The 17,996-nt window shown below is 55.4% G+C and carries 10 protein-coding genes; 8 read left to right on the top strand and 2 right to left on the bottom strand.

Translation table 11 applies throughout. From position 1 onward, the window contains the following. Positions 1-23 precede the first annotated feature (23 nt). The 8 genes from thpR to P9L94_05330 all read left to right on the top strand — a co-directional run bounded on the left by thpR (position 24) and on the right by P9L94_05330 (position 8,696). Positions 24-581 carry an RNA 2',3'-cyclic phosphodiesterase gene (gene thpR, locus P9L94_05365; GenBank protein ID MDP8243492.1) on the top strand — a complete coding sequence of 186 codons (558 nt, stop codon included), beginning with the start codon at positions 24-26 and terminating at the stop codon, positions 579-581. 14 nt (positions 582-595) lie between these two features. Then, positions 596-1,261, top strand: coding sequence for a DUF4159 domain-containing protein (locus tag P9L94_05360; GenBank protein MDP8243491.1), 666 nt, complete (start codon positions 596-598; stop codon positions 1,259-1,261). Between the two features lie 83 nt (positions 1,262-1,344). Beyond that, complete coding sequence (locus P9L94_05355; protein ID MDP8243490.1) at positions 1,345-1,590, top strand: DUF433 domain-containing protein; 246 nt, start codon at positions 1,345-1,347, stop codon at positions 1,588-1,590. Then, positions 1,587-1,949 (top strand): DUF5615 family PIN-like protein, encoded by a 363-nt coding sequence (locus tag P9L94_05350; GenBank protein MDP8243489.1) that lies wholly within the window; start codon positions 1,587-1,589, stop codon positions 1,947-1,949. The genes P9L94_05355 and P9L94_05350 overlap by 4 nt, the downstream gene beginning before the upstream one ends. Before the next feature lie 143 nt (positions 1,950-2,092). Next, positions 2,093-3,733 (top strand): ATP-binding protein, encoded by a 1,641-nt coding sequence (locus P9L94_05345; protein ID MDP8243488.1) that lies wholly within the window; start codon positions 2,093-2,095, stop codon positions 3,731-3,733. Next, positions 3,733-6,222: an O-antigen ligase family protein gene (locus tag P9L94_05340; protein MDP8243487.1), complete on the top strand. Its 2,490-nt coding sequence runs from the start codon at positions 3,733-3,735 to the stop codon at positions 6,220-6,222. Before P9L94_05345 ends, P9L94_05340 begins: the two co-directional genes overlap by 1 nt. Before the next feature lie 284 nt (positions 6,223-6,506). Then, entirely contained in the window at positions 6,507-8,000 is a 1,494-nt protein-coding gene (locus P9L94_05335) for a S41 family peptidase (protein ID MDP8243486.1), read from the top strand. Positions 8,001-8,069: 69 nt separating this feature from the next. Further along, complete coding sequence (locus tag P9L94_05330; protein MDP8243485.1) at positions 8,070-8,696, top strand: cyclase family protein; 627 nt, start codon at positions 8,070-8,072, stop codon at positions 8,694-8,696. Positions 8,697-8,712: 16 nt separating this feature from the next. On the opposite strand, the gene P9L94_05325 is transcribed toward P9L94_05330, so the two are convergent. After that, positions 8,713-9,606 (bottom strand): dihydrodipicolinate synthase family protein, encoded by an 894-nt coding sequence (locus tag P9L94_05325; protein ID MDP8243484.1) that lies wholly within the window; start codon positions 9,604-9,606, stop codon positions 8,713-8,715. 383 nt (positions 9,607-9,989) lie between these two features. After that, a complete protein-coding gene (locus P9L94_05320; protein ID MDP8243483.1) occupies positions 9,990-17,954 on the bottom strand; it encodes a hypothetical protein in 7,965 nt (2,654 codons plus the stop codon). Between the last annotated feature and the right edge of the window lie 42 nt (positions 17,955-17,996).

Below are 17,996 nucleotides of genomic sequence, written 5' to 3'. Positions count from 1 at the left end.
GCAGATTTTTTCGGAGCGAATTCATGCGAGCGTTTTTATCCATCCATCTTTCTGAGAGTGTACAGAACCAAGTCGGGCGGTTACAGAACCAGTTGGCGCCTGAGTTGCCCGGCATTCGCTGGACGCGTCCCGCCAATTGCCACCTGACGCTAAAATTTTTAGGCGATATAGAACCAGCAACAGAAACCGCTATCGCGAATTGCTTGCCCGGCGTTGCTATGCAATTTTCGCCGTTTACGGTCGAATTCAAAGGCGTAGGGCAATTTCCGCCGCGTGGAGCGTTATCGGTTTTGTGGATCGGGGTCGAGCAGGGCGGCGCGGCGTTGCTGGCGTTAGAGGCCGCCGTCCGCGAGGGGCTGCGCGACGCTGACGTCGAATTCGACGCACAATCCTTCGTGCCTCATTTGACCATCGCGCGGGCGCCGCGTGGACGCAAAATATTTCTGCGTTCGCCAAAGCGGTTTGAGTCGTTCTCTCTCGCAACCATGACGGTCTCCTGCGTGTCTCTGATGCAAAGCGTTCTCGATCCCAAAGGGGCGATCTATACTGAGCGGGTGCGGTTTCCATTCTCCGCAGGGTAACGTGAAAGGCCAATATGAAACCGATTGCCGTATTTGTCATTTTTTTATTCTGCGCTGCAAGCGTTGCCTTCGCGCAACCGACCGGCGATTTGACCCTCGCGCGGCTCAAATACAGCGGCGGCGGCGATTGGTACGGCGACCCGACTTCGCTGACCAATTTGCTTACGCAATTGCGCGAACGCTTCGCCATGAAAACCGCGCTCGAAGAAACCGTGATTGCGCCCGGCGCTTCCGATATTTTTTCGTACCCGATTGTCTATATGACCGGACACGGCACCGTGCGTTTCTCCGACGCCGAGCGGGCCAACCTGCGCGAGTATCTTCGACGCGGCGGCTTTTTGTGGGCGGACGACAACTACGGCCTCGACGAGTCGTTTCGCGAGGAAATGGCGAAACTGTTTCCCGACGCATCGCTGACGCCCTTGCCGCATGACCACCCGGTGTTTCATTCATGCTACCCGTTTGAGAATGGCCCGCCCAAAATTCATGAACACGATGGTAAGCCGCCGCAGGTTTTGGGGATTTATTCCGAAGGCCGTTTGGTGGTGATGTATTCGTATGAAACCGACATCGGCGACGGCATCGAGAGCAAGGGCGTGCATCCGCAAGATTCGCCGCAGGTTCGCGATGAAGCCATGAATATGGCGCTGAATATTATTCTGTATGCATTGTCGAATTAGATAAGCCCTATTTCACGCTTGATTTATTTTCAACTATACTATTTCTCATAACGGGTTTTAAATTCGCTGAGGAAACTGGTTCCATGGGGATGAAAAAAGAGCAAATAATGGAGCATATCAGTGTGGATCCAAATGTTTGTTTTGGAAAACCCTGTATTCGCGGCAGGCGCATCTGGGTTTCTTTGGTTCTGGATCTTCTAGCGGATGGGATGAGCCATGAGACGATGATTGCAGAATTTGAAATTAATGAATTAGATATACGCGCATGCCTCGCGTATGGCGCAGAAATGTCGCGTGAGAGTTTTGTCCCCATTTTATTAGAAACATGAAAATCAAACTTGACGAAAACCTGGGTCGAGCAGTTGCGCTCCTGTTTCGAGAATCTGGATATGATGTTGAAACAGTGCGCCAAGAGGGGTTATCAGGCGCGACCGATCAGCAGTTGATTCAAGTATGCCAGGCGGAAAAACGATGCCTGGTTACTCTCGATTTAGATTTTAGCAATCCTCTTGTATTCAATCCATCGGATTATTCAGGGATCGTTGTACTGAGAGTCCCTCCGAATCCCGCCTATCAAGATTTTATAGAATTTTCAAAAAATCTCTTATCTAAATTGACTGACAATTCTATTGATGGAAATCTGTGGATTGTTCAGCGCAATCAAATTCGGATATATAAACCCGACTAGGAACTTAGGCTCGATTCTTTTCTTTCTTTTGAGCGGTTTGCTTCGCATGTTTACAAGACCGTGCTATTTTCTTGATAATAATGAGATGTTTTGGTTCGATTTTGATATTGTCTTGTATTAAACAGAATTAACTTCTAACGCTTATGGACGCCGCGCAAATTCACGAAGTTGACGAACGCGAACGCATGTTGTTCCGGCTCTTGCTGGTCAACAAGTGGTTTATTATTCCCACCACGGTCGCGTATGAGTGGATCCTCTCGACCTCGGCGTTTCGTTCGGCGATTTATCATTTCGTCACGCCGACCATTATCTATACGGCGGTTTCGCTGCTGTTTGTCTTGATGTTGTGGATGAGCCATCGCCGCGATTCCGAAGGGCGCCTCAAAAACCGCCATACCATCGCCTGGCTCAATGGGCTGTCGTTGGGCGCCGACGCCTCGTTTGTGTTTTTCTTGATCTTTGTTCCCGACGCGGGCAATTACTTGTGGTTTTTGTTCTTACAGCCGATGGCGGTGATGTTGTTGGCGCCGCGTTTCAAGAAGTTTACCCAATTATTGTTGGACAGCGTCTTCGGCGGCGTGATTGTGATTGCGATTTACGGCCTCTTGAGTTCGTATCAATCGCCTACCGGCGCGCCGAAATATATTTTTTCCGACATGCTATTGAGTCTGGCGGGGTTGTTCTATATGTGGGTGAGCGCCCGCGTCTTTCACGTTTGGATCGACGCGCTCAACCGCCAATGTCACGCCTTAGCGCGGCGCAATGATTTTTGGACTGATATTCAACAGCAGTTTCCGGTGAAATTTTTCATCGTGGACGACAAGGGCAAACTCGAAGTCGCCTCTGAAGCGGCGCGGCAAATCATCGAACTGCCCAAATCGAAAGTTGATGATTGGCCGGAAGCCACCCAGTCGATCCGTAACGCCCTGCTGTTGCGCTTTCACGCCGAAACCCCAATGGATGAAATGATTACCCTGCCGGACGATGACCGGCCTGAGACCGTGCAAATCCTGCCGACCTTTTTGGGGCTGCAAAACAAACGCTACTGTATCGCGTTGATCTCGGAGCGCGATCCCAAACAACCCCCGGCGGCGGGCATCATGCGCTCAGACCGCTTGACCATCGCGGGACAAATTGCGGCGGGATTGGCGCATGAGTTAGGCAACCCGCTGGGCATTATTCGATCTTGCGCGGCTTACGTCCGCCAAAAAGCCGACGAAGACGACCCCAACCGCGAAGAACTGGAACTGATCGAGACCGAAACCACCCGCTGTCAAAATATGATTGACCGCTTGTTGTCGCTGGCCTCGCCCAAGCGCGACACGCCCGCCCACCATGACTTGCGCGATATTCTTCAGAGTTCCACCGCGTTGGTGAAATACCAAGCCGGGACGCGCATCATTGAAACCTCGCTGCCCAAACAGGCGGTCCCGATTTTCGTGAATGAAGGCCAGCTGACGGCGGTGTTTGTCAATCTGTTATTAAACGCCTTACAGAGCATGGAGCAGGCGCCGCTGGACGCCAAACTGCGCGTTCACATGCGGGTGCGCGGCGCAGAAGCGATCATCGACGTGACCGACGAAGGCTCCGGCATCGCCAAAGAAGAACTCGACAAAATTTTTGACCCGTTTTTTACCAAAAAAGCCAGCGGCACCGGGCTTGGCCTCTCGATTGTCCACCAAATCATTTATTCTATGAACGGTCGAATCGAAGTCGCCAGCACCGAAGGCGCCGGTACGACCTTCACCGTACATTTACCCCTTGAGGAGAGCGACGCGCTGTAATGGTTAAACGGCCCAAAGCCGATCTCGCGACTCGGCCTACCGTGTTTTTACATCTAACCCTATGCCTGCTGTGTTTTCAGTTGGTCTCTACCGCGTTGTATTACAACGGGCATTTCACCGATGTCTTAATCAACAAATTTTTGCTGGGGCAAGTTCTCGCGTTGTCGGCGTGGCTGGCCTATTTGGGCCATTGTTTGGCGGTCGGGCGGTTTACCCTGGCGAAGACGCCATACGACGCGCCCGTTTTGTTGTTCGCTGCGTGGGCGGCGTTGCGAACCTTTTCCGCCCCGGACGAGTCGGCGCTTTATCACGGGTATATCTTTTTCGCGTTGCTGTCGGCGTTTCCGCTTTGGACGGTGTGTTTTCGCTATAAAAAATTCCGCAGCCTGTTTGTCTGGACGGTCTTCTTCACGGGCATGTGCGTGATGTTGGGCTGCTTGCGCCAGATGTCGACCGATACGCCGGGGTTTGCATTTCCCGGCTTTGAAGCGATGACCTTGTCGAAAGGTTCCTACGAGCGCCAGTTTCTTTGCTCATTTCTCGGGCATAACAACCCCAGCACGGGCTACATCGCCATTGCCTGCATCCTCGCTGGCGCCATCGGCCTTCGCGCGCGAAGCGTCGGGCTGCGCGTCTTCACGGCGGCGTATGTTTTGTTGGGATTGGCATTAATCATTCTCGGCGGAAGCCGCGGCGTCGCCCTGATGTTAATCACCACAACGCTGTTTTTGGTCTATGCGTTCCAGCGCGCCGGGTTGCGTTGGGCGTTTGGCGACTCGCACGAAGAAGCCAAACAGGCGATACGCCAATGGGCGCTGCGCGGGCTTAGTCTTGGGGCGCTGTTTATCGTTGTCTTATTCGCCGTATGGATGATGCCGCGTTCAGAGTTCGTCAATCAGAATGTCTTCGGGCGCTTCACCACCTCCTACCAGGACCTCATGACCGGAACCTACCCGCGCGTCTGGTGGATGTCGCTGCAAATGGTGAAAGACAAGCCGCTGACCGGCGTCGGTTTCGCGTCATGGATGCAACAGTATCCTGAGTATCAAAGCGAGTGGTTTGAGGCGCACCCCCGAACCTCGATCGGGCTTCCTCCTGTGGGGTCTATCACCCAACGGGCGCACAACGACTATTTTCAGGCCTGGGCCGAATTGGGGCTGCCCGGCTTATTGCTGATGATTTGGCTGTTTACCGTTCATTTGCGATGTATTGGTCAGTTGCTCTATGACAAGCGGTCATTGCTGGGGATTTTCGCCGCGACGGCAACCCTGGCGACCATGACCCGCGCGTTGTTTGGGTTCCCCTTTCATGAAGCCCCGGCGAGTTGTTTGTTCATCGCCAACTGGGCGCTGGTCGCCCACCTGGCTTCGCCCAAATTCCGTGAGTGGTCGCCGGACTGGCTGACCAAACTCGCTGCGCCTCAAAAATGGGCGATGGGGGCGGTTGGCGTGGTTGCGTTCTTCATTACCGCGATGCCAGTCTATCAATACATGCTGGCCGATTACCTTGCCAAATTGCATGGACGCTATGGGGTCGCCGCCGCCAATCTGACCGCCGAAGGCGATAGGGACGGGGCAAACCAATGGCTTGAATGGGGCTATCTCAGTTTACAGCGTTCGATTGAAATTGCGCCCGAACTGGGTTCCAACCGATATATTTTGGCGATTGATACCTACGAACGCGGCAAATTAGCGAGTGACGTTGAACAAGTCCGGCGTAGTATTGAACTGTTTGAAGAGACGCTCAAAAGTTACACCTATTACGGCGTCTATACCTATTTAGGACAAGCCTATTTATGGGCGTGGGAACATTCGCAATCGCCCGAAGACGCAGAAAAAGCGATCCAGGCCTTCACCGCGTCGTCAAAAATTATGCCCACCGATGAAGACGTGCTGAGTTGGCTGGCACTCGCCTTGGGCAAGACCGGGCGCACTGAAGAGGGGCTGTATTTTGTCAGCGAACTGACCTTGAAATTCCCCGGGTTCGTCGAGCGCTCATTGCTTCCAGCGGCGTTCAGCGCAGAAGCGAGAGGCGACTGGCTTTCGGCGGCCTTTCTATTTAGCATGAGCGCCCATAATGACCCGCACAACTTTGAAGTCGCCCGGCAAACCGTCGAATTTTACATTCGCAGCCAGCGCCTCGATCTGGCGGAAGATGTGTATGTTGTCGCGGCAAGCGTCCAATGGAGCGATGAAAACCGGGCGCTCTTTCAAAAATTACTGTCGGATATTTTGTTACAGCGCCTCAGCCGGGGCGAGTATGAGCCAGCGCGGGACTTCTTGCTCGAACTTCAACAAAAAGAGCGGGTTGCGGGTGATTCAGCCGTGTGGTATTATTCGATGATCGTTTCTTCTCTGGGCGGCCATCCGTTTGAGTCTATAATCGGCTGGCGCCGTGCGGTTGATGCGGGCGTCGACGCGGCCCAATTGGAGCCGTTTCGCTTCGTATTAGTCAATCAGCTGCTGGCGCCGATACTTCAGGTATACTAGAAGCGGTCTCAATAACAATGATGACGAAAAATCTTGCAACCTTTTAACAATTGACAGACCAATTTTGGCATGGGTGCAACTCCGGGAGCGCCTGTGCATCAGGGCCTGAAAGCCCGTACGCAGCGAACGATGAAGGATTTTTGAGATGGCGTCTACGAAAGCCCGGTCCAACTTCACTCAACGGTGAGCCATTGGATATATTTCTAAAATCCCAGCGAAATAACTTTATATATCGTCTTGGATTCACTACAATTACTTAGAAAAATCTCATTCGAAGGATATGGATGATGCGTTTGAATCAATGGATTGCAATACTAATCTTTTCTATGTGCCTGACCGCTGCGGCGGACAATAAACAGGATTATGACTTAGGGCACAGAAATTTTTATCAAGTCACCAAACAAATCAGCGAGCGCTATGAAGACAAAGTCGATTTTGCCGATTTGTTCGAACATTCGTGGAAGAGCCTCGAAACCATTCTGCCAGTAACCAATGAACGCTTGGTGGCGGTTGTGCCGGTCGATGCGCCCTCGAAAGAATTACAAGCCATCTATAGCCAGCGCATCCAAACCGCATTGGAACTGGTTTCGCGCCAACTGCCTGAAGGGGCCACGCCGACCGTTCGCGACTTGTGGAACCGCTCCATCAATGGGTTAGTGATCGCCCTCGAAGACCCCTATAGCCAGTATCTGCCGCCCGTCGAACACCAGGAACTTCAGCGCGTCTTGTCGGGAAAGCCCGATGAGTCTCATCAATTTTACGGCGTTGGCATCCACGTAGATTGGGACACCCAATCCGACCTCGGCGTGCTGGTGATTACCCCGTTGCAGGGTTCGCCCGCCTACGAAAACGGCATCCAGCCCTCCGATATTATCACTGGCGTTAACGGCAAGCCGCTTTCAGAACTCGAAGGCGCCTATGCTGACAAATTACAAGAAGCCATTGATCTGATTAAAGGCGAAAAAGACACGCCAGTGAATTTGACGGTGAAGCGCAAGGATGCGCCGGAACTGTTAGAGTTCACCCTCAAACGCGCGCCTATCAATAGCGAAGTTCACATCATGCGCGAGATGCTTGATGACGAAGGCGAGCAGAGCGGCATCGGGTATATCCGCTTATCGAGTTTTTATCAATATTCCAGCAAAGACGTACGCGACGCGCTGCTCTACTTAAAAACGCTGGGCATGGAAAAACTCGTTTTTGATATGCGGTATAATCCCGGCGGCTATCTTGACCAGGCGGTTAAAATTGCTGATATTTTTCTGCCCAAAGGCGAGTTGATTACGTATACCTACGGGCGCGAATCGCCCTATAAAGAATTTCGCGATTCAATCACCAGCCTGGACGGGTTTAGCGATATCCCCATGGTGATCTTGGTGAACGAGGCGTCGGCCAGCGCGTCTGAGGTCGTGACCGGAGCGCTCAAAGACAACCATCGCGCGGTCGTGGTGGGCAAAAAAAGTTTCGGTAAAGGCTCCGTGCAGGAAGTGTTCCCGCTCGACGGCGATGCAGGCTTGCGTTTGACAGTGGCGAAATATTACACGCCCTCCGGCAAGTGCATCCACAATCTTGGCATTGAGCCGGACATTCACGTGGACCGCATCACCTTTGAAAAAGCCAAAGAAATCACCGAAAAAGATTACGACCACGTTTCACGGCTCGAGCGCCAGTTTGAACGCGACCCCCAGTTGAAGGCCGCGTATGAATATTTGAACGGCGACAAAACCATCGCCGACCTTCGCTCTTCAACGCAAGAAGAAACAAGCGACGAAGGCTGATGCAGGCAAAATGACTTGCGAAAAGGCGTTCTCATTTGGGAACGCCTTTTTTATGAATGGAGCATGAACATGGCATTGTATGATTTGACCTTAGACCTTCACGAAAACCAGCCCTGCTGGCCGGGCGACACGCCGTACGTGCGCATCGCGACCAGCGAGATGAGTAACGGCGGCGGCTGCAACGTCTCCAAAGTGTCGATGAGCACCCACTTCGCCACCCATTTAGACGCGCCCTACCATTTTGAGCCGGACGGTCTGCGTCTTGACCAACTCGACTTGAACACGCTCATCGGCCCGGCGCTGGTGCATGAAGTTGAAGGCGATGCGCCGCTAATTCTGCCCGCGCACCTACCGCCGCTCGACGGCGTCGAACGGATCATTTTTAAAACGCGCAACAGCGCCTATATTGATGATACAAAATTCCACGAAGATTTTACCGCGCTGGGGTTGGATGCCGCCCGGGCGTTGACGGCGGCGGGCGTGAAACTGGTGGGCATTGATTATTTTTCTATCGAAGCCTTTAAGAACCCCGGCCATCCGGTGCATCACGAACTCTGCGGCAAGGGCATGATAATCGTTGAGGGACTCGACCTGCGCAACGTGCCGCCGGGGCGCTATGAACTCATCGCGCTGCCGCTGAAATTCAAAGACGCCGACGGCAGCCCCTGCCGCGTGGTCTTGCGAGATATCAGTTAACCTGTCTCATGTGACCTTACTGTAAGCCCTCTTTTTCGATCCACTCTTTCACGTTGGCGCGTTCAGCGTCGCTCAGTTCGCGCAGCGGCGGGCGTACGCAGCCGGTTTCAACGCCGAAGATGCAGTAGGCTTCGAGTAATTTGGGGATCAGGACGCTGCTGTCCCAAGCGTCAACCAGACGGTTTAACTTTTGCTGCCATTCGGTTGCGAGGGTCCAGTCGGCTTTGCGGGCGGCGTTGTGAATGTTTACAAAATAATCTGGGACGGCGTTGCCGAACGAGGTGACGTTGGCTTCAATGCCGAGCCGCAGCATTTCAGCCACGACGGTATCCACCCCGCAAGTGGCGTGAAAGCGCTCGCATTGCAGGTCGAGCCAACGCCGCACGGCGGCGGGGCTGGCGCTTTCTTTGATGCCGCGAATCACCTCGAACGAATCCAGCAGCCGTTTGACGGTGTCAACTTCGATGTTGTTGCCCGCGCATTGGGGGATGTTATATAAATAGACGGGCTTGCCTTCGACGCGTTCTGCGGCGCGCGCGTGAAATTGATACTGCGCTTCAACATCGACGCCGTAGTACCAGGGCTGTAAAAAACTCAGCCCGGTTACGTCGGTTTTCAGCGCGGCGTCGATGGTCTTGAGGGTGCCGGGCCAATCGTCGCAGGTCACTTGCGCCCAGACTTCGAAGCGTCCGGCGGCGGCGCTGACCACTTCGCGGACCACAGCGATTTTTTCATCGGCGGTCAGGTTGGGGCCTTGTCCGGTGGTGCCGCAGATAAACAGCCCGCTCACGCCTTTTTGAACATGGCGTTCGACCATCGCTCCCAATTTGTCTAATGCAACCGCGCTTCCATTTTCAGTAAACGGCGTGACCAAAGCGGGGTAAGCCCCGCGCATATAAGGGTACGTCATCCCGATATTCTCCTTTAGATTTCGCAAAAACGGGAGCGGCCCGACCGCTCCAATGAGTAATCATAAATCACTATCGTTTATTCTCAATGCGTTTAATAAAATCTGATCCCCCCTAGCCTCCCTTATTAAGGGGGGACGGCGCTGAAAGCGCCAGGGGGGATCTCAAAACAGCACAAACAAAGCGATACATTCAAGCAATATCTCAAGGGCTGCCGTCGCTTTGCGACGCCTTGCCCTTGCCACCCGACACTTCACATTGAGAAGAAGGTGCATAATGCGAAATGAAAAAGGCTTGGGCGAGTCTCTGTGAGCGCCTGTGCATAAGGGCTTGAAAGCCCGCACCGAAGCGAAGAGAGACTCACCCAAGCCTTATACCGGCTTGCTTACTTTCCGCTTTCAAACGCTTTGGTGATATTTGCGCGTTGGACGCCGCTGCGGCCAAAGTTGGCCTTCAGATATTCGGCGCTGGACAGCGCAAAGTTCGTCAACACCACCCGGTCGCTCTGACCGATGTTGTTCCAGTCAAATTTGCGCTCGCCGCGTAAGACGGCTTCGTTCTCCTGCACTTCTTCGCGCAGGTTGTAACGGTCCCACAGGCCGATGCCGACGTTGGGTTCGAGGTGAATGAATTGCCATTCAGCGATCTCGCCCTCGAAGCGTCCGCGTTCATCTTGCAGCACGGCTTTGGTGCCGATGCGGCGGCCTTGCGCGTCCCATTCGGGTTCCAAATCGACTAGGCGCCCATTGCGTTTGAAGACGGGCAGCACCAGATAGTCGCACATCAGGTAATTCGCCCAGCCATAAGAAACACCGCGCAAATCTTCGCCGATCTTGAGTCCGGTGCGCTGTTCCCACTCGGCGCCGTGTTGCTTGATGTATTCATTGACGGCATTGAGCGCCTTGGGGCCTTCTTTGTGCAAGCCGTCGAGAATTTGCTTGCGGTAACGCTCTTGGATAAATTCAGGCCGCAGCGTCTCCAGGGTGCCGCCGCGCCCGACGTTGGTGGCGACTTGCAGACTGATGAGCGAAATTGGAAACGCCGTGTCATATTTGCGTTTTGGATTCGACGACGACGCCACGATGCGCAGCGAACCATAAATCTGCGGGCGCGGGTAATGTTCGCGCTTGACCGGGGTGTTCCATTCGAGCACCTGGCGGTCAACGAAACGGTCGATCAGTTCAGGCGACGCCCATAGTTCGGGCGAGGTCATAATCGCAGTTTGGATGACCACGTTTTGCGACTTTGAAACCTGCAAGACAAACTTCGCGGCGTCGAGCAGGGCGTCTTCTTGGATGCGGGTATAGTCGTCTTGGATTTCGAACACCTTGAGGTTGCGGGCGCCCGATTCCGCCGCGCCTTTGATGAGCACGATGGGGTGTTCTTTGGCGAATGCGCGCAGCCCGCTAAAGCCGTTTGCGGGTCGGCCTTCGCAGATTTCCCGCAGCGCGTCTTTTGACGATGCGCCTTGCGTCCAGTCTTGCATCCAGTCAATTTCCGGCGGCAGATGGACGCCTGTTTTCGGCGTGAAGATGCCCGGGTAGATCGACTTGTCATAAGTGATGTCGCTGAGAATGCGCGACTGGGTGGTGGCGGGCAGGCCCTCGGCTTCGGTTTGGCCGCTGTCGTAGAGCGGCAGGCCGTGGAACGGCATCAAGCCGCTGACCGCGATGGGCGAGGGCTTTCCGTTTTGCGCAAAACGAGCCGCGACGCGAATGCCCTTGGGCGTGAGCCGCCCGCTGGCTTTGTCTTGGGCGATGCGTTCGCTGATCTGCTTGGCGTTCATGCCCTGTTGGCGCAGCGCCTGTTTATATTCTTTTTCGCTGATATAGAGATGACCGTCGGTCAATAAAATGACTTTGCGTTTGGCGCCTTCGACTTCGGCGAAATCGTTATAGCGGGTAATGATGATGTTGACGCCGGTTTTCTTTTTGGATTGTAACTCCTGGTTAATCGTCGGGCCTTCACGCAAAGCGCGCGAAACGTGGGTGCGCCCAACGGGATACAAGAACGCGAGATTGACGCGACTGTCGGCTTCGATGAGATCCGGGTCTAAGTCGATCACTGGAGGCAACAAGAAACCGTCCGTCTTCATAAAGGCGATTTCACGCAATTGATTGTAGGCCCGCCATTGCCGTTCGTCCGCCGTCTGGGCGTTGGCGCCGATGGCGACCACTTGTTTCTTGCCGCAGAAATTGCCTAGCAGTTGGTCTTGATCGGCAACGCTGAGATCGCGCAATTCGGTCGCGTAAAGCAAGACGCCGCGCATGTAGTCATACAACCAGGCGTGGCGTTCGACCGCCAGGGCGATGCGCTCATCACGCGGAACCGGCTCAAAGCCGACGCCGCGCGAATAGGCCCACGGCCAATATTCATACCAGTGGTCGTTGATCGACTCGGCGAAGAAGTCGGTGATGTTCTTCCAGGCCATGGCTTCATCGAGGTCTTCGGTCAGCGCAACCGAGAATTCCAGCGTTTGCGCCAATGCGAACGTGACGTAGAACAACTCAATGGCTTTGGCGGTGGCGTCGAGTTTTTTGCGGTCGCCTTTAGCGGCTTCAGCCAAACGGGCGATTCCTCCCACGTCTTCATATCCGCCCGCCAGTTGTTTGAGATGCTCGAAGATGATTTCGCGTCCGGTGTAGACCAGCGCCAGATCGTCGAGGACCTTCTGCTTGCTGGATCGGCGCTCTGCGCTGTCTTCGGGCATGTGGTCTTTCACCAAACGGGTGAAGGAGGCGCGGGTCAGCCCGATGACGCGGCCAAATGTTTTGTTGACGTTGTTCTGAAGGCTCTGGCGTTTGGGCGAATCGGCTTTCATGCCTTGCAGCGACTTGATGTCGCGTTGAATGGCGTTCAAACAATCTTGCGCACTGGCCCATATCTCATCGAACGGCGCGACCGCTTCGTTTTGGAACGCCTCACGGAAACCGTCCTCGCGCTGGTTGAAGGCGCGGGCGCGTTCGGCGCGTACCTTGAGCGCTTTGCGGCGTTCGAGCGCTTCACGGGCGGCGATTTCGACCGCCTTGCTGGATGACTCGACCAACATCTGCTGCGTGAAGCGTTGCGTTTCCGGTTGATAGGCGGGGCGCACCATCGCCGCGCAAACGGCTTCGAGCGCATCGCCCTCGAATGGCTGCACATCGACGGCGCTTTGCGCGGGGCAAAGTTTGGCGATGAACGAGACACCCATGTTCCAGGCGGCGCGGCGTTCTTCGATATCGTCTTCCTGCTCGCCAATCACCACGAACACGCCGCCCACGCCGGCGGTCCAGGTTCCCCAATCGAGTTGTTGCAGCGGCAGGCCTGCACTGATTTTGATCAGCGCCTGGCTGATGTGCGAATCGCGCAGTTTCCATTTTTTGTGGCGTTTGAGCTTTTCTTCTTCGCGCAACGCCTTGCCCGCTTCTTCTTCTACGGTGATTTCTTCTTGCAGAGCGTGATACAACGTCAACGCGTTTTGCGCGGCCTTGGTTTGCGCATCGCCTTCACATTGCGCGACGGCGGCGACTGCGTCAAACAGCGAGGCGGCGCGGGCGCGTTGGCGGCGCATGTCTTCGCGCAGGCGATCAATGTTGCGCTTGCCCAGGCCGATGCCGCGATAGACGCCCCCGCGTTCGATGGCTTCGCAGGCGGCGAAGAATTGCATCACGTCGAAGTAGGTCAACATCCGGCGGGCGCGTCCGGCGGCGCCGTCGGCGATGGCGAGCGCACTGTGCGGGTTGCCGTTGCGCATCATGGCGATCAGGCGCGGCATGTCGTCGAACTGGTCGACCAGCTCGGGGAAGGGAATGCCTGTGTTGATGACGTCGACGCCCTGGATGTCGGTTTCATACGAACGCCCCGGCCCGCGCATGCGTAAGACCAGCGCGTGGATGCGTCCGCCGACGCGTGAGATGAGATCGTCCTGTTCGGACGCTGGCAGTTGGTTGATGCCCGCCCACTGGCGCAGGCGCCCGCCGAAGACGGTCGCATTGGCGCGAATCTGGTCTTCGGTGAGGCCGTAGTCATTGAGGATGACCTGCACCTGGTCGGCGATTTCATCCAATTTGGCGTCGCTGGTGTAGAACAACAAATCTTGCGTTGACGACATGGTTGACGAAATCATCACCAGTTCGCCCGGCGGGTCATGCGGCGGGAACGCCTCTTGCAGTCGCTCAACCGTTTCCTTGTCTTTCAGGTTGAGGCGAAACGCTGACATGAGTTGCCGCAACATGCGCTGTCCGACAGAATCTTGCGTTTTAGGATCAAAGCCGTTGGTCATCAGATACGCCAGGTTCTGGCCTTCTTCATCGAGCGAATGGGCGAGGTGGTCGCCGGTTTGGGCGAAGAGTTCAAACAAACGCATCCCCGTCGAGAAGCGCACGTCTTGCACGGGCTTGTATTCCGCCGAGAGCGCGATGACCGATTCGCCTTCGCTATGACAGAGCGGATGTTGCTGGCGCGCTTCGCGCAGCGCGTCGTAGATCATCCAGGCTTTGTAGAACACCATAAAGCGGTTGACCTGTTCCGCGCGGATAATCATGCGCTCGACGCCCCATTGCGCCGCCAGGTTCGCCATCAGTTTCGAGCCTTCGGTGGTTTCGTGCCACGGCTGGCCCAGGTTCTCGACGGCGCGCGCAATCTTGTTGATATGGAACACCATCAGGTCGTCGCGCAGGTCGAAGTATTTTTTCATCTCGCTGTACTTGAGCAGCTTGTCCGCCGCCCAGCGCTGCCAGTCGAAGTACGAACCAAAGTCGCGTTGATGCAGCAACACGAATTTCGCCATTTTCATCACGCCGTCGTGCAGGCGTTCCGGTACGCCGATCTGGCGCAGCTTCATCTCGTTTTGCAGCGACAACACGAACGCTAAAAATAGGCCGTCTTTGGGCACGCAATAGCCGCCGTAGCCTTCGCCCGCAGGCGGCGCCATGCGGTCTTCGCGCAGGTTCATCTGGTCGGCCATATCTTCGGCGTCGCCTTCGAGCACCGCCATACACAGCAGCGCCAGCGCGTTCGACCCGGCGAAATGAGTGACGCACAGCGCGTTCTCGGATGTCTTTTGAATTTCGGCGTAAGCCAGGGCGGGGCGTTCTTCGACGCCGCCTTCGTTGATGAGGCTATAGAATTCAAACCCGGCCTGCGCGGCCCAGCGGTCGGCGCCGCCCACCCACTGCCGCCACTTGACGACAGAATCGCGTTCGCGTTCGCCCAGGTTAACGCGGCTGGGGGTGTAGAGCAGGTTGTAGCGCTTGTTGCCGCCCGCTGCCTGATAGTAATAGAGCGGGTGTTGCGCCAGCGCGTGTAGTTTTTTCTTAGCGACCACTTCTTTCCGCGCGGTCGATTTCGCCAGTTGAGTGCGGGTGCGGATATACGTCGCAATCTGGTCTTCGATATGCAGTTCGGGGTGTTTTTGCATCAACTGCGCCAGCACGGCGTCACGCGCCGCAAAGCGGATGACGGCGTCGAGTTCTTCCTGATAATCGCTCTCTTCGGCGATGGCCCGCTTTTGAATTTCATAGAGATTTTTCTTGGGCGCTTCTTTGTGCAGCGCTTCCACCCGTTGTTCAAACGCCTTGCCGTTATTGTTCGCAACAACGGCGACCGCTGTCTTCATCAATGCGGCTTTGTTCTTCTTGATATAGGCATCGACCTCTTTCGGATCGTCGGCGTTTTTAACATTGACCTTGCGCTTGCCTTCGCGCTCCATCAGTTCGATTAGTACGCCCAGTTTGGCGGTCTCATTGAGGATGGGTTTGTACGATATCAGCACTGTCATCACCGCCGCCGGTTCCGGCAGGCGCTGTTGCGCCATCACTTCGTCGATGACCACGCTCATGCCGAACTCGCCGATCACCTTGCGGCTCAGCGCCTGAATGCGCGTTCCAAATTCGCCCATGCGTTTTTGCACGGCGCTTTCGAGGTTTTCATGGCGCACGATGTTATACAGCGCGATTTCTTCCTCGATCCAGGTTTGAACGTAGCCTTCGGTCATCCCGGCTGATTCGGTGGTGAGAATGTGCAGGCTGCTGGTGCGGCGGGTGGGTTGGTCGGCGATTGCGGTTAGTTGGTTGCATTCGTCGGCAAGCCCGTTGCGGCTCGATTTCACCGTCGCCAGCGCTTTCTTGCTGATCGCTTCGACGGCGCCTGCTTTTAACGCGGCGTGAATTTTTTTCGCCGTAGCGGATTTTTTATCGGTAGATAAAACCGTCTCGAGCGCTTCATGCCGCAGCACGTCCTGCGACTCGACGATGTGCGCGACCGCTTCGACCTGGTCGCGATAGAAGGCGCCGATCATCGCGCCCAGCGCGGATGCTCCCTGTAAGGCGGCGGGATGTTCTTTGATGAGCGCCCAGGCGGCGTCATCGGCGTTCTTTTCAGGGTTCTCGCGGCAATAGGCTTCGGCTTGCGCGCGCAGAGATTCGTCATGCTGCACCAACAACCGCCGCGCCAGCCCCACATGTTGGCTGTCCATCACCGCTTCAATATTCTGCGCCCAAAATTCGGCGTGAATTCTAAAAAACGCCTCCATCGACTCCTGATCGACTTCGGTTTCGATGACTTCGATGGTGATTTCATCATTGCCTGATTTTACCGTGCGCTTGACTACGCGCTCATGAATAAACAGCGGGATCGCCTCGATCCAATCATCGACGTGAATGACCCAGTGGGTCGGCTCGTTATCGCCGCCGTCGACCGCGAGCAGGCCCGATCCCGGTGTACTGTAGGTGTAATGTCCGCCGATGCGCATCAGGTCGCGCAGGTCGTCTTCTTTGCCGGGGTGAACGTCGCGCAGCAGGTTGGCGTTGGCGAGGTTGACCGTCTCGGCGGGGTGCAGCCGTTGCATCAACACAATGAACGCCGCTGGCGAGGTCTTGCTTTGTTCTAACTGGTCGCGGAACTCCGCCGCCAAGCGATACAACGAACGGGTGGTTTCTTGCAGCGAATCCAGCACCGCGCCGCAGGCGTCGGCGTCCGGGCGTCCGATCACGCGCCGCGAGGCTTCGTCTTTTTCGCGCAACATGCGTTTAAATTCTTTTGACTGGAACGCGAACAGCGCTTCTTCAAAATGGTTCAACGCCCCCACGGTTTGCGCGAACGGCGTTGGTTTTTGCTGTTGGATCAAATGCAGCAGCCGCGCCGCCTGGGTTTGCAACTCGCGCAGCGAGGCGCTGGCTTGATGGAGTTTTTTCGCATAGGGCAAAAGGCCTTCTTTATCGGCCAGCACCTTTGATACGGACAACAACTGCGACTGGTTGCCAAAGGCGCGGCTGAGGCGGCCCGCCACCAGGCGCATACCGTTTTCGCGCGACCAGGAGGTGATGCGCTGAATGTTTTCGCCTTCGAGCGTCTGGTCGTAGGTTGACGCCACCGCTTCGTTTATCAGGGCGCGTTTTTCATCAACGTCTTCAATCGGCTCGTTCATAATGCGGACAACCTGCTCGTTGTTATAGGGCAGATCAATACGCTGCTGCCCGGTCAGCCAGGTCACCCAGCGGTCGCGCCATTTCAGGGTTTTTTCGATGAGCTTCGCCGCATCTTCGAGTTCGAGCGCTTCAAGCCGTTTCGTCAACGCATCAACTTCATCCGCTTCAATGACAACCCCGTTTGAATGTTGAGTCAGTTGTTTGAGACATTCGGGAATCTCGACGGATGTTGAGCTGGCTTTTCGCCGTTGTGAAAATAAGGCCGCTTCGAGGCGGTTGCCCGCAGCGAACAACAACGGCGTCCGTACGCGCTGTAATTGCGTAAAGTCAAATTGTTCGAGTTCTTCGGCGAGTTCTTTGTTGTGGGCGATGTCAATAAATAAGGCGAAGGCGCTGTTGCCGTCGAGGCGGCGGTCTTTTAAGACCTCCTTCAACGCTTGCGTCTGTGCGTCATCAAGCAGGTCGCTAAAATCGAGCAGCGCGTGCAGGGCGTCGCGTTGAGAAGCGCCGCCAAGGATCGAAAGCGCATAGAGCAGCATCATCGCGCTGAGAACGGGCGAACCCTCTTGCGATGCGCTTTCGGCCCAGCTGGTTTCAACCTGAATGACGGGGCTGTCGCCGGGCAAGACTTCGATGAGGGTGTTGTGGCCCGACATCCAGGCGATTTGTACCGTAGAGTCGCCTGCGCCATCGAATGCGCTATGAATCAGGGGCGTATGGCCCAATTCCTTGAGTAATTTCGCGCCGTCTTGCAGTAGAGACTGCGTGGTTGCGACGGCGGGGCCATTCGTTCCCGATGCAACCTTGCATTGCGCGGATGAAGCGCTCATTGACAGGCTGCCGGTCGCAATCAGATTGCCTGGAGCGCGGCGCGCTTTCTTGACGCGGGTTTCTTCGTTGATGGATTCAATAAGAGTGATTGGAAAACAATAACGGCCCATGAAGCACATCCTTTATTTGGTGATTGTGCAGGAGACCGAAAA

This window comes from Candidatus Hinthialibacter antarcticus, from assembly GCA_030765645.1.
GTDB classification, from domain to species: Bacteria; Hinthialibacterota; Hinthialibacteria; order Hinthialibacterales; family Hinthialibacteraceae; genus Hinthialibacter; species Hinthialibacter antarcticus.
Note: the sequence above shows the minus strand (reverse complement) of the source record. Positions and strands in the feature narration are given on the sequence as shown.

Coding starts and splice junctions, on each gene's coding strand:
- P9L94_05345 (MDP8243488.1), top strand. CDS start 2,093: ATGGACGCCGCGCAAATTCACGAAGTTGACGAACGCGAACGCATGTTG.
- P9L94_05335 (MDP8243486.1), top strand. CDS start 6,507: ATGATGCGTTTGAATCAATGGATTGCAATACTAATCTTTTCTATGTGC.
- thpR (MDP8243492.1), top strand. CDS start 24: ATGCGAGCGTTTTTATCCATCCATCTTTCTGAGAGTGTACAGAACCAA.
- P9L94_05340 (MDP8243487.1), top strand. CDS start 3,733: ATGGTTAAACGGCCCAAAGCCGATCTCGCGACTCGGCCTACCGTGTTT.
- P9L94_05325 (MDP8243484.1), bottom strand. CDS start 9,606: ATGACGTACCCTTATATGCGCGGGGCTTACCCCGCTTTGGTCACGCCG.
- P9L94_05350 (MDP8243489.1), top strand. CDS start 1,587: ATGAAAATCAAACTTGACGAAAACCTGGGTCGAGCAGTTGCGCTCCTG.
- P9L94_05330 (MDP8243485.1), top strand. CDS start 8,070: ATGGCATTGTATGATTTGACCTTAGACCTTCACGAAAACCAGCCCTGC.
- P9L94_05320 (MDP8243483.1), bottom strand. CDS start 17,954: ATGGGCCGTTATTGTTTTCCAATCACTCTTATTGAATCCATCAACGAA.
- P9L94_05355 (MDP8243490.1), top strand. CDS start 1,345: ATGGGGATGAAAAAAGAGCAAATAATGGAGCATATCAGTGTGGATCCA.
- P9L94_05360 (MDP8243491.1), top strand. CDS start 596: ATGAAACCGATTGCCGTATTTGTCATTTTTTTATTCTGCGCTGCAAGC.